The following is a 19,711-nucleotide window of genomic DNA, read 5'->3' as shown; positions in this document are numbered from 1 at the left end:
CCCCGATCGGGGAGGACCGACGCAGCCGTGGACACGTCCGCCGATGCCTCAGAGCCGGCGCAGCACCGCGACGACCTTGCCCAGGATCGTCGCGCTGTCGCCGGGGATGGGCTCGTAGGCGGCGTTGTGCGGCATCAGCCAGATGTGGCCGTCCTCGCGCTTGAGGCGCTTCACGGTCGCCTCGCCGTCGATCATCGCCGCGACGATGTCGCCGTTCTCCGCCACCGGCTGGCGGCGCACGGTGACCCAGTCACCGTCCATGATCGCGGCGTCGACCATCGAGTCGCCGCTGACCTTGAGCACGAACAGCTCGCCGTCGCCGACCAGTTGCCGGGGCAGCGGGAAGACGTCCTCCACCGACTGCTCGGCGAGGATCGGACCACCGGCGGCGATCCGCCCGATCAGCGGGACATAGGAGGTCGCCGGGCGCCCGGTGGTGCTCTCCGGCACCGGGCGGACCACGTCCATGCCGCGTACTTCGTAGGCGCGCGGACGGTGCGGGTCGCGGCGCAGGAATCCCTTGCGCTCCAGCGCCATCAGCTGATGGGCCACCGAGGAGGTGCTGGAGAGGCCCACCGACTGGCCGATCTCCCGCATGCTCGGCGGATATCCGCGCCGCTGCACGGAATCCCTGATGACCTCGATGACGCGGCGCTGCCTTTCGGTCAGTCCGGCCTCGTCGGTGCGGATTCCCGGGGGGCGCCCCGGAAGGGAGCGTGCGGGGCTTTCACCCGCGATGGTCTCGTCGGCGGCGCTGTCGGCCGCGCCGTTCTCAAGAGCGTCCAAGGAGTGTCCCGAGGAGTGGGGTGCGGAAGGACCGGAAGCCTGGCTCGGAAGGAGTCCCGAGACGGTATTCCCGATCTCTTCCCGGCTACGGGTCTGGGTCTGGCTGCTGTGCGCGGTGCTGGAGTGCTGGGAGCTTTCCTGCACCGGGACGGTGCTACTTTTTGCGGTGGTCACGGCGGCCCCTCTCGACGGACGTTCTCCCTTTGAATAGGCCAACGGTATGACTGATCGAAAGGTTGCGCCAAACACACGTTCGAGTGAATTATTACTCGGTTGCCTGACGTGATCAAGGTTGACGGTGTACAAGGTCGGCGCAGTCGATGATGCGATCGTTTGTTCGATCAGCAGGATCTCATGAATCCCGCCGCAGCGGTCCCCTCCCGTACTTTTCGTCCCTCGCGAGCCAACCGGGTGAGAGTTCCCCAGGTGCTCCTCCAGGCCCTCCGGTCTGACCTGCGGTGATCGCTGGGCGTGAGCTGCGGGCTACGACACGCGGTGTGCGAAGGCTTGGCGCGGGCACCAGATCTAGTGGTTACATAGGTCTCCGACGGCCACAGGTAGTGGTTTCCCGCATGGAACCCGCGTGAGACCCCGCCCTGGCCATCACCTAGAATCAGCCTGGAGCCGCCCGGTCGGACGGTCGGGCCCGTCGGGGACAGAAGGGACACCAGCACCATGCACTGCCCCTTCTGCAGGCACCCGGACAGCCGGGTGGTCGACTCCCGTACCACCGACGACGGCACCTCGATCCGCCGCCGCCGCCAGTGCCCGGACTGCAACCGCCGTTTCACCACGGTGGAGACCGCGGCGCTGATGGTGGTCAAGCGCAGCGGGGTCACCGAGCCGTTCAGTCGCGACAAGGTGATCAGCGGCGTGCGCAAGGCCTGCCAGGGGCGCCCGGTCAGCGAGGACGCGCTCGCCCTGCTCGGCCAGCGGGTGGAGGAGTGCGTCCGGGCCACCGGCAGCGCCGAGCTCTCCACCCATGACGTGGGCCTGGCCATACTCGGTCCGCTCAAGGAGCTGGACGTGGTGGCCTATCTGAGGTTCGCCTCGGTGTACCGGGCATACGAATCACTCGAGGACTTCGAGGCCGCCATCGCGGAGCTCCGCGTGGACCGGCCTCCAGCGGCGGAGGAGGGCGCAGCCGTGCCCGCTCCCGCCCCCGCGTCGCAGTAGCCGCTGTTCCAACGGCCGAGCACGCACCAACACAGCACGCACCACACACGCCAACGCATCAGGGACGCCCGAGGGGGCGCTTCTGCCTGCGCGGAATTGATTTGCGGATTTTGCGGATACGACGGGTCCCCGGGAAGCAGCGGGGCGCCCAGGGCGTTTTGCCCAGGAGGAGGCGGCAATGACGGACACCACCAGCGGTACCCGGGCAGGCAAGGGCGGTGCGGCCAAGGGCGGCGGCAAGGCCGTCGGCTCGAAGGCCGGTGCGGGTCTGCGCATCGAGCGCATCTACACCACCCCGGGCGTGCACCCCTACGACGAGGTCCAGTGGGAGCGGCGCGACGTCGTCATGACCAACTGGCGCGACGGCTCGGTCAACTTCGAGCAGCGCGGCGTGGAGTTCCCCGACTTCTGGTCGGTCAACGCCACCAACATCGTCACCAGCAAGTACTTCCGCGGCGCGCTCGGCACCGAGCAGCGCGAGTGGAGCCTCAAGCAGATCATCGACCGGGTGGTGCTGACCTACCGCGCCGCCGGTGAGAAGAACGGCTACTTCGCCTCCCCGGCCGACGCCGAGATCTTCGAGCACGAGCTGACCCACGCCCTCCTCCACCAGGTGTTCAGCTTCAACTCGCCGGTCTGGTTCAATGTCGGCACCCAGCAGCCGCAGCAGGTCAGCGCCTGTTTCATCCTCTCCGTCGACGACTCCATGGACTCGATCCTGGACTGGTACAAGGAAGAGGGGATGATCTTCAAGGGCGGCTCCGGGGCCGGCCTGAACCTCTCCCGGATCCGGTCCTCCAAGGAACTGCTGACCTCCGGCGGCAACGCCTCGGGTCCGGTCTCCTTCATGCGCGGCGCCGACGCCTCCGCCGGAACGATCAAGTCGGGTGGCGCGACCCGCCGCGCGGCCAAGATGGTCGTCCTGGACGTGGACCACCCCGATGTCGAGGCCTTCATCGAGACCAAGGTCAAGGAGGAGGAGAAGATCCGCGCCCTCCGCGACGCGGGCTTCGACATGGACCTGGGCGGGGACGACATCACCTCGGTCCAGTACCAGAACGCCAACAACTCGGTCCGGGTCAACGACGAGTTCATGACGGCGGTCGAGAACGGCAGCGAGTTCGGCCTGCGCGCCCGGCTCACCGGCGAGGTCATCGAGACCGTCGACGCCAAGGGCCTGTTCCGCAGGATGGCCGAGGCGGCCTGGGCCTGCGCCGACCCGGGCATCCAGTACGACAGCACCATCAACCACTGGCACACCTGCCCGGAGTCCGGCCGCATCAACGCGTCCAACCCCTGCTCCGAGTACATGCACCTGGACAACTCCAGCTGCAACCTGGCCTCGCTGAACCTGATGAAGTTCCTCCGCGACGACGACACCTTCGACGCGGTCACCTTCGCCAAGGTGGTCGAGCTGGTCATCACCGCGATGGACATCTCCATCTGCTTCGCCGACTTCCCGACCCAGAAGATCGGCGAGACCACCCGCGCCTACCGCCAGCTCGGGATCGGCTACGCCAACCTCGGCGCCCTGCTGATGGCCACCGGCCACGCCTACGACTCCGACGGCGGCCGAGCCCTGGCCGGCTCGATCACCTCGCTGATGACCGGCACCGCCTACAAGCGCGGCGCCGAACTGGCCGGCATCGTCGGCCCGTACGACGGTTACGCCCGCAACGCCGAGCCGCACCAGCGGGTGATGCGCCAGCACGCCGACGCCAACGCCGCGGCCCCGCGCGGCGACGAGCTGGACGGCCCGATCTGGGCGGCGGCCACCGAGACCTGGCAGGACGTGCTGCGACTCGGCGCGAAGAACGGTTTCCGCAACGCCCAGGCCAGTGTGCTGGCGCCGACCGGGACCATCGGCCTGATGATGGACTGCGACACCACCGGCGTCGAGCCCGACCTCGCCCTGGTCAAGTTCAAGAAGCTGGTCGGCGGCGGCTCCATGCAGATCGTCAACAACACGGTGCCGCGCGCTCTCAAGCGCCTCGGCTACCAGCCGGAGCAGGTCGAGGCGGTCGTCGCGCACATCGCCGACCACGGCAACGTCGTCGGGGCCCCCGGCCTCAGGAACGAGCACTACTCGATCTTCGACTGCGCCATGGGCGAGCGGGTCATCTCCGCCATGGGCCACGTCCGGATGATGTCCGCGATCCAGCCCTGGATCTCCGGTGCCATCTCCAAGACCGTGAACATGCCGGAGAGCGCGACCGTCGAAGAGGTCGAGGAGATCTACTTCGAGGCGTGGAAGCTCGGCGTCAAGGCGCTGGCGATCTACCGCGACAACTGCAAGGTGGGCCAGCCGCTCTCGGCCAAGTCCAAGAACGACGGCAAGGCCGAGGCGAAGTCCTCCGCGGCCGCCGCGGTCGAGAAGGTCGTCGAGTACCGCCCGGTCCGCAAGCGCCTCCCCAAGGGCCGCCCCGGCATCACCACCTCGTTCACGGTGGGCGGCGCCGAGGGCTACATGACCGCCAACTCCTACCCGGACGACGGCCTGGGCGAGGTCTTCCTCAAGATGTCCAAGCAGGGCTCGACCCTCGCGGGCATGATGGACGCCTTCTCCATCGCGGTCTCGGTCGGTATGCAGTACGGCGTGCCGCTGGAGACCTACGTCTCCAAGTTCACCAACATGCGGTTCGAGCCGGCCGGTCTGACCGACGACCCCGACGTGCGGATGGCCCAGTCGATCGTCGACTACATCTTCCGCCGCCTGGCGCTGGACTTCCTGCCCTTCGAGACCCGCTCCGCGCTGGGCATCCACTCCGTCGAGGAGCGCCAGCGGCACTTGGAGACCGGCTCCTACGAGCCGGCCGACGAGGACGTGGACGTCGAGGGCCTGTCCCAGTCCGCGCCCCGCACCGTCACCCGGCCGCAGGCCGTTCCGGCGGCCCCGACCGCTCCCGCCGCCCCGGCCGCCGCGGTCCAGCCGCTGCCCACCCCGGTGGTGCACAACTCCACCGAACTGCTGGAGCTCCAGCAGGGCATCAACTCCGACGCCCCGCTCTGCTTCTCCTGCGGCACCAAGATGCGCCGCGCCGGCAGCTGCTACCTCTGCGAGGGCTGCGGCTCCACCAGCGGCTGCAGCTGACAAGCGGCCGCAGTTGATACTTGCCGGACCCAGTTGATACTGCACAGCCGTGACGCGGCCCCCGAAGCCAGGTGCTTCGGGGGCCGCGCCCGTTGCCGCAGCCGGTCAGCGCTGTGCCGGTCAGCGCGCGCGGGCCGGTTCCTCCGCGGCGGCCGAGCGGGTGGGCCGGTAGGTCCGGACGGCAGCGCCGGGGGAGCGGAGCAGCAGTGCTGCCGCCGCGAAGGCGGTGAGGAGGAGGCCGGCGCCGACGGTGAAGGCCAGGTGGTAGCCGCCGGTGAGGGCGGCGGCCCGGGCGCTGCCGTGGGCGAGCAGGCGGGTGGTGCGGCCAGCGGCGAGGGTGGTGAGTACGGCGACGCCGAGGGCCATGCCGATCTGCTGGGTGGTGTTGAACAGTCCGGAGGCGAGTCCGGCGTCGGTGCTTTTCGCGCCGGACATGCCCAGGGTGGTCAGCGCGGGCAGGGCCAGCCCGAAGCCCGCGGCCAGCAGCATCACCGGGAGCAGGTCGGTGGCGTAATGGGCGTGCACCGGGATCCGGGCGAGCAGCCCGAGCACGCCCATCAGCAGGACGAGCCCGCTCAGCAGGACGGCGCGTTCGCCGAAGCGTGCGTTGAGGCGGGCGGAGACGCCCAGTGACACCGCGCCGATGACGGCGGCGGCCGGCAGCATGGCCAGCCCGGTCGCGGTGGCGCTGTAGCCGAGTACGTGCTGCAGGTAGAGGGCGACCAGTACCTGGAACGAGAACAGGGCGGCCACCATCAGCATCTGCACCAGGTTGGCGGCGACCACCGTGCGCGAGCGGAACAGCCGCAGCGGTACCAGCGGGTTGGCCGCGGTCGTCTGCCGTACGGCGAACGCGGCGAGCAGCGCGGCGGCCAGTGCGCCGAGGCCGAGGGTGCGGGTCGAGGTCCAGCCGTAACGGTCGACCTGGACGACGGTGTAGATCCCGAGCATCAGCCCGGCGGTGACCAGCACGGCGCCGATGGCGTCGGCGCCGGCCCGCAGGCCGAGGCCCCGGTCGTCGGGCAGGACGGCGGCCGCGACCGCCAAGGTGGCGAGTCCGATCGGCAGGTTGATGAAGAAGATCCAGTGCCAGTCGAGGGCGTCGGTGAGCACACCGCCGAGGACCTGGCCGATGGAGGCGCCGGCCGCGCCGGTGAAGCTGAACACGGCGATGGCCCTGGAGCGTTCCGCTGCTGCGGTGAAGAGGGTGACCAGGATGCCCAGCCCGACCGCGGAGGCCATGGCGCTGCCGAGGCCCTGGAGGAAGCGGGCTGCGATGAGCAGGGCCGGGGTGGTGGCCGTCCCGGCGAGGACCGAGGCCGCGGTGAAGACGGCGGTTCCGGCGAGGAACATCCGCTTGCGGCCGATCAGGTCGCCGAGCCGTCCGGCGAGCAGCAGCAGGCTGCCGAACGCGATCAGATAGGCGTTGACGACCCAGCTGAGTCCGGTGGCGGAGAAGCCGAGGTCGTTCTGGATGGCGGGCATCGCCACGGTCACGATGCTGCCGTCGAGCACGACCATGAGCAGGCCGGTGGCGATGACGGCCAGGGCGAGCGGGCGGTTCCGGGATGGGGCAGGCGGTATGGCAGCAGACGGTGCAGCGGCAGTCGGTGTGGCAGGCATGGCGTCTCTCCTGTCCGTTGGGCGACAGGAGAGACGCTAGCAGATAGTTTTGTTATAGACGATCTGTTTCAGTGCTACATCTCTCGCTGCCGCGCCCTCCGGGCCGACCGCGGTGCCGCGGCAGGTTCCGCCAGATGGTCGCTGACCAGCAGGTTCAGCGCGTTCAGCAGGGACTCGCGGGCTGCTGCGGGAAGGGTGTCGAGGGCCCGCTGATGGACGCCGTCGACGATCTGCTGGCTCTGCTCGGCGACCCGGGCGCCTTCCTCGGTCACCGCGATGATCCGGGCCCGGCGGTCCCGGCTGGACGGGCGGCGCTCGGCCAGTCCGGCCTCCTCCAGGGCGTCCACGGTGACCACCATGGTGGTCTTGTCCATGTCGCCGATCTCGGCGAGCTGCGCCTGGGTGCGCTCCTCCTCCAGGGCGTGGATCAGCACGCAGTGCATCCGCGCGGTCAGCCCGATCTCCGCGAGCGCCGCCGACATGCGGGTCCGCAGGACGTGGCTGCTGTGGTCCAGCAGAAAGGACAGGTCGGGCTCGGTCCGCGTGGGCGTCATGGCGGTCATGGAATCAGGGTAGCAATTCGATCTGTGGCGGATTATCCGGAAGGGAACCTTTGCCTTTGTGGGGCGGGCGTGGGTGTGGGCAGTGGGCGCCGCGCCCGCCGCTGGGCCGCCGGTTAGGGTGGCGGTATGGCACGTCCACAGCGCATTGTGCTGGTCAGGCATGGGGAGTCGCAGGGGAACGTCGATGAGACGATCTACGAGCGGGTGCCCGACCATGCGCTGGAACTGACCGCCAAGGGCCGGGAACAGTCGCGGGCGGTGGGGGAGGAGTTGCGGGCCCAGTTCGGAATGGAGCCGGTGCAGGCCTATGTCTCCCCGTATCTGCGCAATCGGCAGACCTACGCACTGCTGGGGATGAATCCGACCCGGACCCGGGTGATGGAGGAGCCGAGGCTGCGCGAACAGGACTGGGGAAACCTCCAGGACGCCGAGGACATCCGCCGCCAGCGCAAGGCACGCGACGCCTACGGGCATTTCTTCTACCGCTTCACCCAGGGCGAGTCGGGCGCCGACGTCTACGATCGGGTGGGCGCGTTCTTCGAGACCCTGCACCGCAATTTCGAGCGCCCGGACTATCCGCCGAATGTGCTGCTGGTGACGCACGGCCTGATGATGCGTCTGTTCTGCATGCGCTGGTTCCACTGGTCGGTGGAGGAGTTCGAGGCGCTTTCCAACCCCGACAACGGGGAGTGCCGGACCCTGCTGCTCGGCTCCGACGACCGCTATACACTCGACCGGCCCTTCGACCGCTGGGCCTGACCGGGGGGATCCCTTGTTCGTCGTCGTCCTGACCTACACCGCGCCGCTGGAGCGGATCGATGAACTGCTGCCGCAGCACCGCGCCTGGCTGGACCGGAACTACGCGGCCGGTGTGCTGCTGCTCTCGGGGGCGCGGGTGCCGCGGACCGGCGGGGTGCTGCTGGCGCGCGCCGTGGACCGTGAGGAGTTGGACGCGGTCCTGGCCGGTGACCCCTTCGCCCGCGCCGGAGCGGCCGAGTACCAGGTGGTGGAGTTCACGCCGTCGGGCACCGCGCCCGAACTGGCCTTCCTGAGACAGCCGCCCGCCTCCTGACGGAACCCGTACCTGATGGGGGCTCAGTGCGACAGGGTCTCGGCGTGACGGGGCCTCGGCGTGACGGGGCCTCAGTCCGGCTGTGACAGCTGTGCCAGTGCCCGGGTCAGGGTGGTGCTGAGCCCGGGGTCGGCGTCGACCAGCGGGGGCCGGACCGGTCCTGCGGGCAGGCCCCTGGCCCGGAGCAGCGCCTTGGCGGTCACCGTGCCGGGGGCGAGCGTCATCATGGCCTCGACCAGCGGGATCAGCTGCTGCTGCAGCCGGAGCGCCTCGTCGTTGGCCCCGCGCAGGTAGGCGTCCAGCAGGGCCAGCGTCTGCTCCGGGGCCACGTTGGCGACGGTGCTCACCGCGCCCACCCCGCCCAGGGCGTAGAGCGGAAGGTTGAGTTCGTCGATCCCCGAGTAGTACTGCAGGCCGGTGCGGGCGATCACGCGGGCACTCAGGGCGAGGTCCCCGGTGCCGTCCTTGACGGCGATGATCCGTGGGTGTTCAGCCAGCCGGAGCAGTGTGTCCTCGGTGAGGCGGCTGCCGGCCCGCTCGGGGATGTCGTAGAGCATCACGGGCAGTGCGGTGGCGTCCGCGACGGCGGTGAAGTGCCGCTGGATGCCCTCCTGGCCCGGCCGGTTGTAGTACGGGGTGACCAGCAGCAGCCCGTGGGCGCCGGCCCGCTCCGCCGCGCGGGCCAGTTCGACGGTGTGGCGGGTGTCGTTGCTGCCCACTCCGGCGGTGACCCGGGCCCGGTCGCCGACGGCCTCCAGCACCGCCCGGAGCAGGGTGTCCTTCTCGGCGTCGCTGGTGGTGGGCGACTCCCCGGTGGTGCCGCTGAGCACGATGCCGTCGCAGCCCCGGTCCACCAGGTGGGTGGCGAGGACCTGGGCCCCTTCGCGGTCCAGGCTTCCGTCGGGGTGGAACGGCGTGACCATCGCCGGCAGGGTGCGTCCGAAGTAGGGGTGCATGCCTACCAGGGTGCGGGCCCAGAATCCCTTAGCACCAGCAAATTGTTCTACCATCGACCGTTCACTGATGATTAACGATCGGCCGAAGCGTTCAGGCCGCCTCCTCGTCCGGCTGCTTCGCCAGGCCGATCGGGGGAGCGTCCTGCAGCCCCGGTCCACCCGGGGTGCCCGGAGCCGGTGGCCTCTTGACGACGAACACCGAGATGAGAACGGCCAGCACGGCGAAGACCAGGCCCATCTCGAAGGCGGTGGCGATGCTGTGGCTCAGGACCAGGTCGGAGTAGTGCTTGGGCAGTTGCCCGCTGTGTTTGAACGCCGCGAGCTGCTGCGGGGTGGCGTGCGCCAGGAACTGGGCGGCCTGGTGCTTGCCCTCGTTACGGCTGGCCGTGCCGAATACCGTGACCAGGATGGACAGGCCCAGCGACCCGCCGACCTGCTGGGTGGCGTTGAGCAGTCCGGTCGCGGACCCGGTCTCCCGGGGGGCGACGCCGGCGACGGCCGTCAGCATCATGGGCACGAAGATGGAGCCCATGCCGAAGCCGAACAGCAGGGTGGGGCCGAGCACCCCGCTGACATAGTTGCTGTCCACGCTGATCTGGGTGAACCAGGCGATGCCGGCGGTGACCAGCAGGGAGCCGGTGATGAAGAACGGCTTGGCCCCCAGCGTGCTCTGGAGCCGGGCGGCGATCTGCGCGGCGATGACGATGGCGAAGCTGATCGGCAGGAAGGCGAGGCCCGCCCGCAGCGGGCTGTAGCCCAGGACGTTCTGCACGAACAGGGTGACGAAGAAGAAGATGCTGAACATCGCCGCCGCCAGGCAGAGCATGATCCCGTAGCTGCCGGAGCGGTTGCGGTTGCGGAACATCCGCAGCGGGGTGATCGGCTCGGCGGTGCGCGACTCGATCAGTAGGAATCCGCTCAGCAGCACCACGGCGAGGCCGAAGGCGCCCAGGGTCCAGGGGTCGGACCAGCCGTCCTGCGAGGCCCGGATGAACCCGTAGACCAGTGAGACCATGCCGATGGTGGAACTCAGCGCGCCGGGCAGGTCGAAGCGGCCGGGGTGGCGCTCGGAGTCGTTGACGTAGAGGGGCGCGAGCAGGGCGATCGCGATACCGATCGGTACGTTCACGAAGAGCACCCAGCGCCAGGAGAGCCAGGTCGTCAGCATTCCGCCGGCCAGCAGACCGATCGCGCCGCCGGCCCCGGCCACTGCGGAGAAGACCCCGAAGGCACGGTTGCGCGCCGGTCCCTCCTCGAAGTTGGTCGCGATCAAGGCCAGCGCGGTGGGCGAGGCGACGGCTGCGCCCATGCCCTGCAGCGCTCGCGCGGAGAGCAGCATCCAGGGAGCGGTGGCCAGTCCGCCGAGCAGCGAGGCCAGGCTGAACAGCAGGACGCCGGCCATCAGGGTGCGGCGGCGGCCCATGATGTCGCCGATGCGGCCGCCGAGCAGCAGCAGTCCGCCGAAGGTCAGGGTGTAGGCGTTGACGACCCAGGACAGATTGGTGGTCGAGAGCTTCAGTGCCGTCTCGATGTGGGGCAGCGCGACGTTCACGATGGTGGCGTCGAGGATCACCATCAGCTGCGTGGCGGCGATGACTGTGAGGGCGATGCCCGGGTGCTGGCCGCGGCTTGCCCGGGGCGGTGTCGAGCGGGTGATGGTGCTGGGAGTGGCCACGGATTCCCCCTGTGGACCTGGAGTGAACGGAACCGTTCACTACAATCGACGGTAGTGGGGCGGACATTGTGAACGCAATCGTTCACTGGAGATCTTCTGGAGGCGGCTTCCTTGGTGACGGCAGGGGCGACCGGGGGCATCGGGCCCCGTTCCTCGCGCAGGCGCGGCAAAGTGCTCGAACAGGCGATCTTCCGGGCGACCCTGGACGAGCTGGTCGCCTCCGGGTATGCCCGGCTGAGCATGGAGGCGGTGGCCACCGGGGCGCAGACCGGAAAGGCCGCCATCTACCGCCGCTGGTCCTCCAAGGAGGAGCTGGTCCTCGGCGCGATGCGGGCCACGCTGCCCCCGCTGGGCCCGGTGCCGGACACCGGGAGCCTGCGCGGCGATCTGCTGCAGCTGATGCAGCGGGCCAGGGCGGCGATGGTCTCGCTGCCCGGCTGCGCGGTTCGGGTGATCATGGGCGAGCTCGACCACGAACGGGCCCGCCCCTTCCTGGGGCTGGTGCACGAATGCGTGATGGAGCCGAACAAGGGGGTGATCCTGGAGGTGCTGCGGCGCGGCGCCGAGCGCGGCGAGGTCCGTGCCGAGGCGGTGACCCCGCTGGTGGCGGATGTCGCCCCGGCTCTGATGCTGTACCGGGCCAAGATGCACGGCCCGCCGACCGAGGAGGACACGGTCGCCCTGGTCGACGAGGTCATGCTGCCGCTGGTACGGGCCCTTCCCGGCAAGGGATGAGTCGGCGCGCACGGTGCGCTCCTTCCTGCCGGACGGATCGGCCCGTCGCGGCTGGGACACTGGAACAGTGCACATTCCACTGTGCACCCGGCCACTGACAGCCGGGCCGCCGCCCCGCCGCCCCGTCCCGGCCGTCTGAACCCGACCCTCTGAATCCGACAGCCTGAACCCGACCGACCCGACCGACCCGACCGCCTGAACTCGGAGAGACCCAGATGCCTGTGGAGCCACCGGACCACCGCGTCGAACGCGCCCTGCGCAGGGCCGGGGCGGAGGTGGTGGCCGGGGTCGACGAGGTCGGTCGCGGCGCCTGGGCCGGTCCGGTCACCGTATGCGCGGCCGTCACCGGCCTGCGCCGGCCGCCGCAGGGGCTGACCGACTCCAAGCTGCTGACCCCGCGGCGCCGGAGCGAGCTCGCCCCGCTGCTGGCCGAGTGGGTCACCGCCCATGCGCTGGGCCACGCCTCTGCGCTGGAGTGCGACGAACTGGGCATGACCGCCGCGCTCCGGCTCGCCGCGGTCCGCGCGCTGGAGGCCCTGCCGGTGCGGCCGGACGCGGTGATCCTGGACGGCAAGCACGACTACCTGGGCGGCCCCTGGCGGGTGCGCACGGTGATCAAGGGCGACCAGTCCTGTGTCTCGGTAGCCGCCGCCTCGGTGCTGGCCAAGGTCCAACGCGACGGCATGATGGCCGGCCTCGGCCCCGACTTCCCGGCCTTCGCCTTCGAGGACAACGCCGGCTATCCCTCGCCGGTCCACCGGGCGGCGCTCGCCGAACTGGGACCCACCCCGCACCACCGCCTCTCCTGGTCGTACCTGGACGACCTGCCGGCCTGGAGGCATCTGCGGACCTCGCGCAGCCGGGACGATTCGGAGCAGTTGTCGCTGGGTTTCTGACGGGGAATCGACAAGTTCTTCTGCCGTTGGGGGGGCGTCCTCGCTGAGTTAACGGAGCGTCCCGAAGGGACCGGCGGGCCCCCTACCGGCTGTTCGACGCCACCGAGTAAGCTCTGGGGCGCTGCGCGACGCCATCCGGAGTGCCGCCAGATTCTGCCGAGGAGCTGGAGATCCACAAGACCGCCCCGGGCCCTCGTGTTCCATCCAACGACGAGACGGACGCGACAGCCCGCACCATGCCTTCTGTGACACCGCCTGCGAACCCTGCCGTACACAGTCCTGCCGCCGCGCGCCCGGTTCCGCGTCCCGGGCCGCCGCGCGTGCCCAAGCCGGGTCCCGTCCCACGCCGCCCGGCTGCCCCGCTGCACCCGCACTCCACCGCCCCGGCGGCTCCGGTCGCACCGGTCCCGTCCGCCCCGGTTGCGTCCGCCCCGGCCGCGTCGCCCGCCTCGCGGCCCGCCCCGCCCGCCGTGGAGATCCAGTCGGTCCCGGCCGGTGCGGAGGGTGCGCTCGACCGGGCCGACGACTCGGTCGACCTGTTGCTGGACGCCGGCCGACGGCCCGGCGAGGTACTGGTGCTGACGACGGGTGAGGCGCACCCGTGGCAGCAGCACGAGCAGTCCTTCGGCGCCGAGCGCTACTGGGCGCAGTTGGACGAGGGCGACGACGTCTTCTACGCCGAAGCGGCGCAGTGCCGTCCGGTCCGCCGCGAGGTCGTCGTGCTCGCGGTGAACGGCGGCTCGCCGACCGTCGCCAGGCAGGCGCTGGCCGCGGCCCTGGAGCGGGCGACCCGGTTGGTGGTGCTCTGCGGCGACCCGGGGCTGATCCCGGCGCAGCAGGGCTGACGCCTTCGGGCGCACAGCCCGTCCGCCGGTCAGCGGACGGCGGCTCTGGCCTGCTCGGGCGCGGCCTCCAGGACCCGCAGCGGTGCGATCGCGCCGTGCGGAGCCAGCGTATTGAGGGAGCGGACCGGCTGCACCGCCTCCTCGGCCCAGGAGCCCGAGTTGGGACGGCGGCCGCCGCGGCCCTCCCCGAGCACGTGCCAGCCGGCGTCGGTGAGGGTGACATAGGCACCGCAGCGCACACCGTGCAGACTGCTGGCGTCGCGAAGGGCCCACATCCAGGCGCCGTCCGCCTCGGTCCACTCGGGGCTGCCGCGCCGGCAGAGCATCAGCACCGCGGTGCGGACCGGGCGGGCCAAACGCAGATCGTGCGGGACGATGCCGCGCAGCTGGGCCAGGATGGTGTTGCGGAACTGCCAGCCGTCGCCGTGACCCACCCGGGACGAGAACGAGGCCCCGGCGACCACCCGGCCGTCCTGGGCCAGCACCCCGAGCACCGCGGTGCCCGGCTGCGGCCGGTGCACCCGGTGCAGGTCGTTGACCAGCTCGCGGGGGGCCCGCAGCAGCGGGGGAGTGGACTGGACCCAGCTCTCCTGGTCGATGAGGCGGGTCGAGGAGCCCGGGAGCGACACCGCGTGCAGGGTGATGCGGGCGGGGGTCCTGGCGGGGGGCCTGCGATTGCCGGAGTCCATGCTCAAGGCCCTCCCTCCCCGTGCCCCATGTGCCGGTCGGTCCAATTCTCACGTCCCGGGGTCGAATGCGGCAACGGGCACTCTGTCGGAAGTGTCCGTGTTCAGCCGATCCGGCAGCAATCTTCTGTCAGTTCTTTTCATTATCAGCACCGTTGCGATGATGTGCCGGTGGACGCGGCCGGGTCCGCAGGGTCAGGCCTGCTGGGCCAGCACCAGCGGGAGCACGCCCGGCGCACCGGCCCGGCGCAGCATTCTGGCGGCGACGGCGAGGGTCCACCCGCTGTCGGTGAAGTCGTCCACCAGCAGCACCGGGCCCTCCAGCAGCGAGAGGGCCGCGCTGAGCTGTTCGGGTAGTTCGAAGGAGCCGTGCAGGGTCCGCAGCCGTTGCGCGCTGTTGCTGCGCGAACCGGGCCGGGGCTCGCCGGGGGTGTACTCGATCCGACCCAGCAGCGGGAGTCGGCCCACCCGGGCGATACCCGCGCCCAGGCTCTCCACCAGCTGCGGGCGGCTGCGGGAGGCCAGCGTCACCACCCCGGCCGGCCGGGCCGACGTGGCGTCGGCCCCGGCCCAGCCGCCGGGGCCGCGGGCCCAGTCGGCGAGCACCGTCACGACCGCGTCCAGCACATCGGCCGGGACCGGGACGTCCGGGGCCCCGGGGGCCAGCAGGCTCCGGAGCCGGGTGCCCCAGCCGATGTCCGACAAACGGCCCAGGGCCCGTCCGGCGGCACTCTGCTCGCCGGGAGCGATCCGGCCCTTGAGGTCGATCCCGGCCGCGGCGAGGCCGGTCGGCCACTGCCGCCGGGGCTCCAGCTCGATGCCGGGCCGCCCGAGCGCCGCCCGGGCCGCGTCCAGGGCCTCGGCGGAGGCCTCCACCGGCAAGCGGGCCCCGGCGCAGTTGTCGCAGCGGCCGCAGGGCGCCGACTCGCCGTCGTCGAGCTGCCGGCGCAGGAAGTCCATCCGGCAGCCGGTGGTCGAGGCGTAGTCCAGCATCGACTGCTGCTCGGCCCTGCGGGTCTCGGCGACCCTGGCGTAGCGCTCGCTGTCGTAGGACCAGGGGCGGCCGGTGGAGATCCAGCCGCCGCGCACCCGCTTCACGGCGCCGTCGACGTCCAGGACCTTGAGCATGGTCTCCAGCCGGGTGCGGCGCAGGTCCACCCGGGCCTCCAGGGCCGGGGTGGACAGCGGGAGCGGCGAGCCGTCCGGGTCGGTGTGGGAGGCCAGCGCCGACAGCGTGGCCCGCACCTGCTCCTCCGGCGGGAAGGCCAGGCCGGCGAAGTAGCGCCAGATCGCCTGGTCCTCCGGGCCCGGCAGGAGCAGTGCCTCGGCCCGCTTGATGCCGCGCCCGGCTCGGCCGACCTGCTGGTAGTAGGCGATCGGGGACTGCGGTGAGCCCAGGTGCACCACGAAGCCCAGGTCGGGCTTGTCGAAGCCCATGCCCAGCGCGGACGTGGCGACCAGCGCCTTCACCCGGTTGGCCAGCAGGTCCGCCTCGGCGCTGCGGCGGTCGACGTCCTCGGTGCGTCCGGAGTAGGAGGCGACCGGGAAGCCGCGCTGCCGCAGGAACGCGGTGACCTCCTCGGCGGCGGCCACGGTCAGGGTGTAGACGATGCCGGATCCCGGCAGGTCCGGGAGGTGGTCCGCGAGCCAGGCGAGCCGGTGCGCCGGGTCGCCGAGCGGCAGTACCGACAGGGCCAGGCTCTCCCGGTCCAGCGGCCCCCGGAGCACCAGCGCCTCCCCGCCGCCGGTGCCCAGCTGCTCGGCCACGTCGGCGCTGACCCGGGCGTTCGCGGTCGCGGTGGTGGCCAGCACCGGGACGCCGGGGGACAGTTCGGCGAGCATGGTGCGCAGCCGCCGGTAGTCGGGGCGGAAGTCGTGTCCCCAGTCCGAGATGCAGTGCGCCTCGTCGACCACCAGCAGTCCGGTCGAGGCGGCCAGCCGGGGGAGCACCTGGTCCCGGAAGTCGGGGTTGTTCAGCCGCTCGGGGCTGACCAGCAGCACGTCCACCGCGCCCGCCGCGACCTCGGCCTGGACCGTCTCCCATTCGTCGGCGTTGGCGGAGTTGATGGTGCGTGCGGTGATCCCGGCCCGGGCGGCGGAGTCGATCTGGTTGCGCATCAGGGCCAGCAGCGGGGAGACGATCACCGTGGGCCCGGCGCCGGCCGCCCGGAGCAGGGCGGTGGCCACGAAGTAGACGGCGGACTTGCCCCAGCCGGTTCGCTGCACCACCAGGGCTCTGCGGCGGTCCACGACCAGGGCCTCGATGGCACGCCACTGGTCCTCGCGCAGCCGGGCGTCGCCGCCGGCGAGCTCGCGGAGTACGGCGTCGGCCCGCTCGCGGACCGCCGCGCGGTCGGTGGGCGACTGATTGTCCGGGGTCTGGTCCATGGCTCATTGATAGCCGCTGGGTCGGACAATCGGCGAACGGCGGGGTTGACCCGACGGTCCCGACGGAGCCGGGACGATTCTGCTTCACCCGTGCGGGTGGCCGGGATACGCACAGCCCCCGGGTTGTCCACAGACCGGACCGGACCTGCACCGTCGCGCCTCGGGAGCGGACATCCTCGACCCATGAACGAGCACGTGCAGCCTCCGGCCACTTCCTTCGACCATCCCGTGGTGACCATGCGGACCCCAGCCGACATGGTCGACGTCCTGCCCTTCCTGCTCGGCTTCTTCCCCAGTGACAGCGTGGTCGCACTGGGGCTGCAGGGGCCCCGGCGCAGGCAGGGCGGCACCGTGCGGATCGACCTGCCCCCGCCCGCGGCCTGGCCCGACGCCGCCGCGGAGGTGGCCCGCTACCTGGTGGCCCTCTCGGAGCACCGCGACCGGCGTCCGGACGCGGTGATCCTCTACCTCTGCCGCGATCCCGGACCGGGCCAGGACGGCCGCGCCGTCCGCGACTCGCTGGCACCGCTGGCGACGGCGCTCGCCGAGGCGTTCAGCGCGGTCGGCATCCCGCTGCACGAGTCGCTCTGCGTCTCGGGCGGGCGCTGGTGGTCCTACGCCTGCGGCAACCCGGTCTGCTGCCCCGCCGACGGCACGCCGGTCGAACGGCCCGGCAGCACCCCGGCGGTGGCCGCGGCCGCCGCCTACGCCGGGATCACGGTGCGCGGCAGCCTCAAGGAGCTGGAGCAGGAGCTCGCCCCGGTCGGCGCCGCCGGCGCGGAGGAGCAGCTGCGGGCCTTCGAGCGGGTGGTCCCCGCGCTGGTGGCCGAGCTGTCGGAGGACGGCGGCCGGGAGGCGGTCCGGGCCCGTACGGCCGAACTGGTGGACGCCGCGGTGCTGCGCTTCGGTACCGGCGCCGTCGAACTGCCGCCGGAGGAGGCCGCCCGGCTGATCCTCGGCCTGCAGGACCGGCTGGCCAGGGACCGGGCCGCGGAGTGGCTCGACCCGCCCGACGTGGAGCACGCCCAGCGGCTGTGGAGATTCCTGGCCCGTCGCTGCGCCGGGCCCTTCGACGACCACGCGGCCGCTCCGCTGTCGCTGCTCGCGTGGACGGCCTGGGTCACCGGTGACCAGGTCACCGCCCGGATCGCGTTGCGCAGGGCGCTGGAGACGGACGAGGACTACGCCTTCGCCAGGCTGCTCTACGAGGCGGTGAACACCGGCGCCCAGCCGCAGTCGCTGTGCGCCACCCTGCGGGCCGAGCGCCGCGCCCGGCAGCGGCGCGGGTCGGGGCGCGGACCCGGACGGGCCCCTGGCGAGCGCAGACGGGTCAGGGCCGGTCGCCGGACCGGATGCGCGGGACCGGCGGGCGGGGGTGTTTATCGTCAGTGAGACGACTATGATCGCGCCCATGTCGCGTTACGATCCGTCGGCCTTCCCCCCGTTCGCGGTCACTGTTGACCTGGTCGTCTTGACCGTTCGCGATCATGCACTGTGCGCGCTGATGGTGCGCCGGGGCGAGCCGCCGTTCCAGGGCTTCTGGGCGCTGCCCGGCGGGTTCGTCCGCCCCGACGAGGGGCTGATCGAGGCGGCGGCCCGCGAGCTGGCCGAGGAGACCGGGCTGCGCACCCACGGCGCAGCGGGCCAGGGCCCCGGCGTGGGAGCCCATCTGGAGCAGCTGGCGACCTACGGTGACCCGCAGCGTGATCCGCGGATGCGGGTGGTCAGCGTCGCCCATCTGGCCCTGGCTCCCGATCTGCCCACCCCGCGCCCCGGTGGGGACGTCCGCAGCGCCCGCTGGGCCCCCGTGGAGGAGCTGCTGGGGCGCGGTAAGGACGACGGGCTGCTGCTCGCCTTCGACCACACCCGGATCCTCGCCGACGGCGTCGAGCGGGCCCGCTCGAAGATCGAGTACTCCTCGCTGGCCACCGCCTTCTGTCCGGCCGAGTTCACGGTCGGGGAGCTGCGGCAGGTCTACGAGTCGGTGTGGGGGGTCTCGCTGGACCCGCGCAACTTCCACCGCAAGGTCACCGGGACGCCCGGCTTCCTGGTGCCGGCCGGCGGCACCACCACTCGTCAGGGCGGGCGCCCGGCCCAGCTGTTCCGGGCCGGGGACGCCACAGTGCTGAATCCGCCGATGCTGAGGCCCGACGCCTGACGGCGCATCAGCGCCACTCGCCACCTGACGTAGCGCCAATACCACGCAAAGTAACTATGTCGGTCTATCGTGCTGGCAACGGGCGGAGGAAGGCTGCGCACCGGCATCGCGAGGTGAAGCCCTGTGTTCCAGGCGATCGGACTGACCAAGAGCTGGCGCAAGGGCCGTCCCCCGGCCGTGCTGGACCTCTCCTTCGACGCGCGCGAGGGTCAGGTCACCGTCGTGCTCGGACCTGAGGGGTCGGGTCGCACCACTTTGCTGAGGCTCGCCCTCGGACTGGAGCGTGGGCAGGGCGTCGCGCTCTTCGACGGGCGCCCCTACCGGCGGATCCGGCGTCCCGAGCGCGAAGTCGGCGTGCTGCTCGGCGAACCAGGGCGTCACCCCGGGCATCCAGGTCGCCAGGCCCGCGCGCATCTGCGCATGGTCGCCGCCGCCGTCGGGGTTCCGGCCCGCCGCGCCGACCAACTGCTGGAGCAGACCAGGCTCGCCCCGGCGGCGGGGCACCGGCTGCGCACCTTCTCGCCCGGCATGAACCGCCGGCTCGCGCTGGCCGAGGCGCTGCTCGGCGACCCCGGCACGCTGCTGCTGGACGAGCCCACAGTCGGGCTCTCGCCCAAGAACACCGAATGGTTCCACGCCTTCCTCCGGGCCTTCGCCGCCGGCGGCGGCACCGTGCTGGCCACGGTGCGGGACCCGCGCGAGGCCGCGGCGCTGGCCGACCATGTGGTCACCCTGGACGGCGGCCGACTGCTGGCGGACCAGACCAGGGCCGACTTCGTCGGCGGCAGGCTGCGCGACGAGGTGTCGGTGCGCGGTCCCCAGGTGGGGCGGCTGGCAGACCTGCTGGCCGAGGCCGGCGCCCAGGTGCGCCGGGAGGGCGGAGCAGGCCTCGCGGTGGCGGGCGTGTCCCGCACCCAGATCGGTGAACTCGCCTACCGGCACGGCATCCTGCTGCACGAACTGGCCGACCGCCCGGCCGGCACCCCGACCGGGCCCGTGGGCGCCGCCTCGGCCACGCCCCCGCTGCCCCCGCGCCGCGGTACCGGGGCTGCCGCAGGGGC

Annotated in this window: 17 protein-coding genes; 10 read left to right on the top strand and 7 right to left on the bottom strand. The window is 71.7% G+C overall.

Translation table 11 applies throughout. The annotated features are described in order from the left end of the window. Nucleotides 1–48: 48 nt before the first annotated feature. Complete coding sequence (gene lexA, locus TR46_RS04895; RefSeq protein WP_236655206.1) at nucleotides 49–738, bottom strand: transcriptional repressor LexA; 690 nt, start codon at nucleotides 736–738, stop codon at nucleotides 49–51. 723 nt (nucleotides 739–1,461) lie between these two features. On the opposite strand from lexA, the gene nrdR reads away from it, so the two are divergent. Both nrdR and TR46_RS04885 read left to right on the top strand, forming a co-directional pair. Continuing rightward, the gene (gene nrdR / locus TR46_RS04890) at nucleotides 1,462–1,962 is read left to right on the top strand and encodes a transcriptional regulator NrdR (RefSeq protein ID WP_042393961.1); all 501 of its coding nucleotides are present in this window, start codon (nucleotides 1,462–1,464) and stop codon (nucleotides 1,960–1,962) included. A gap of 178 nt (nucleotides 1,963–2,140) precedes the next feature. Further along, on the top strand, nucleotides 2,141–5,053 hold the full coding sequence (locus TR46_RS04885; RefSeq protein WP_042393958.1) for a vitamin B12-dependent ribonucleotide reductase: 2,913 nt from the start codon (nucleotides 2,141–2,143) through the stop codon (nucleotides 5,051–5,053). A gap of 120 nt (nucleotides 5,054–5,173) precedes the next feature. Here TR46_RS04885 and TR46_RS04880 read toward each other — a convergent pair whose 3' ends face one another. Together TR46_RS04880 and TR46_RS04875 are read right to left on the bottom strand one after the other, a co-directional pair. Beyond that, the gene (locus TR46_RS04880; RefSeq protein WP_042393946.1) at nucleotides 5,174–6,676 is read right to left on the bottom strand and encodes an MFS transporter; all 1,503 of its coding nucleotides are present in this window, start codon (nucleotides 6,674–6,676) and stop codon (nucleotides 5,174–5,176) included. A 74-nt stretch (nucleotides 6,677–6,750) separates the two neighbouring features. Beyond that, nucleotides 6,751–7,239 (bottom strand): MarR family winged helix-turn-helix transcriptional regulator, encoded by a 489-nt coding sequence (locus TR46_RS04875; RefSeq protein WP_042393943.1) that lies wholly within the window; start codon nucleotides 7,237–7,239, stop codon nucleotides 6,751–6,753. A 126-nt stretch (nucleotides 7,240–7,365) separates the two neighbouring features. Here TR46_RS04875 and TR46_RS04870 point away from each other — a divergent pair, with 126 nt between their 5' ends. After that, nucleotides 7,366–7,998, top strand: coding sequence for a histidine phosphatase family protein (locus TR46_RS04870; protein ID WP_042393940.1), 633 nt, complete (start codon nucleotides 7,366–7,368; stop codon nucleotides 7,996–7,998). A gap of 13 nt (nucleotides 7,999–8,011) precedes the next feature. Further along, the gene (locus tag TR46_RS04865; protein ID WP_042393938.1) at nucleotides 8,012–8,311 is read left to right on the top strand and encodes a YciI family protein; all 300 of its coding nucleotides are present in this window, start codon (nucleotides 8,012–8,014) and stop codon (nucleotides 8,309–8,311) included. A 71-nt stretch (nucleotides 8,312–8,382) separates the two neighbouring features. Here TR46_RS04865 and dapA read toward each other — a convergent pair whose 3' ends face one another. Both dapA and TR46_RS04855 read right to left on the bottom strand, forming a co-directional pair. Further along, entirely contained in the window at nucleotides 8,383–9,267 is an 885-nt protein-coding gene (gene dapA / locus TR46_RS04860; protein ID WP_042393935.1) for a 4-hydroxy-tetrahydrodipicolinate synthase, read from the bottom strand. 91 nt (nucleotides 9,268–9,358) lie between these two features. Then, nucleotides 9,359–10,942 carry an MFS transporter gene (locus TR46_RS04855; protein ID WP_063770524.1) on the bottom strand — a complete coding sequence of 528 codons (1,584 nt, stop codon included), beginning with the start codon at nucleotides 10,940–10,942 and terminating at the stop codon, nucleotides 9,359–9,361. A gap of 171 nt (nucleotides 10,943–11,113) precedes the next feature. On the opposite strand from TR46_RS04855, the gene TR46_RS04850 reads away from it, so the two are divergent. From TR46_RS04850 to TR46_RS04840, 3 genes are all read left to right on the top strand, one after another. Next, nucleotides 11,114–11,677, top strand: coding sequence for a TetR/AcrR family transcriptional regulator (locus TR46_RS04850; protein WP_052432547.1), 564 nt, complete (start codon nucleotides 11,114–11,116; stop codon nucleotides 11,675–11,677). Between the two features lie 215 nt (nucleotides 11,678–11,892). Beyond that, nucleotides 11,893–12,573, top strand: coding sequence for a ribonuclease HII (gene rnhB, locus TR46_RS04845; RefSeq protein WP_042393931.1), 681 nt, complete (start codon nucleotides 11,893–11,895; stop codon nucleotides 12,571–12,573). A 320-nt stretch (nucleotides 12,574–12,893) separates the two neighbouring features. After that, nucleotides 12,894–13,418 (top strand): hypothetical protein, encoded by a 525-nt coding sequence (locus TR46_RS04840; RefSeq protein WP_236655202.1) that lies wholly within the window; start codon nucleotides 12,894–12,896, stop codon nucleotides 13,416–13,418. Nucleotides 13,419–13,447: 29 nt separating this feature from the next. On the opposite strand, the gene TR46_RS04835 is transcribed toward TR46_RS04840, so the two are convergent. Both TR46_RS04835 and TR46_RS04830 read right to left on the bottom strand, forming a co-directional pair. Then, on the bottom strand, nucleotides 13,448–14,107 hold the full coding sequence (locus tag TR46_RS04835; protein ID WP_052432546.1) for a hypothetical protein: 660 nt from the start codon (nucleotides 14,105–14,107) through the stop codon (nucleotides 13,448–13,450). A 192-nt stretch (nucleotides 14,108–14,299) separates the two neighbouring features. Further along, entirely contained in the window at nucleotides 14,300–16,492 is a 2,193-nt protein-coding gene (locus TR46_RS04830; RefSeq protein WP_042393925.1) for a RecQ family ATP-dependent DNA helicase, read from the bottom strand. A gap of 183 nt (nucleotides 16,493–16,675) precedes the next feature. On the opposite strand from TR46_RS04830, the gene TR46_RS04825 reads away from it, so the two are divergent. From TR46_RS04825 to TR46_RS04815, 3 genes are all read left to right on the top strand, one after another. Further along, a complete protein-coding gene (locus TR46_RS04825; RefSeq protein WP_052432545.1) occupies nucleotides 16,676–17,884 on the top strand; it encodes a DUF4192 domain-containing protein in 1,209 nt (402 codons plus the stop codon). A gap of 19 nt (nucleotides 17,885–17,903) precedes the next feature. Then, nucleotides 17,904–18,650 carry an NUDIX hydrolase gene (locus TR46_RS04820; protein ID WP_174505091.1) on the top strand — a complete coding sequence of 249 codons (747 nt, stop codon included), beginning with the start codon at nucleotides 17,904–17,906 and terminating at the stop codon, nucleotides 18,648–18,650. A 123-nt stretch (nucleotides 18,651–18,773) separates the two neighbouring features. Next, nucleotides 18,774–19,711 (top strand): ABC transporter ATP-binding protein (locus TR46_RS04815; protein WP_152626296.1); only part of this gene is annotated, 938 nt, incomplete at its 3' end.

Source organism: Streptacidiphilus carbonis (assembly GCF_000787775.1).
Classification (GTDB): domain Bacteria; phylum Actinomycetota; class Actinomycetes; order Streptomycetales; family Streptomycetaceae; genus Streptacidiphilus; species Streptacidiphilus carbonis.
The sequence above is the reverse complement of the archived record's forward strand: the minus strand, read 5'-3'. Positions and strand labels throughout refer to the sequence as shown.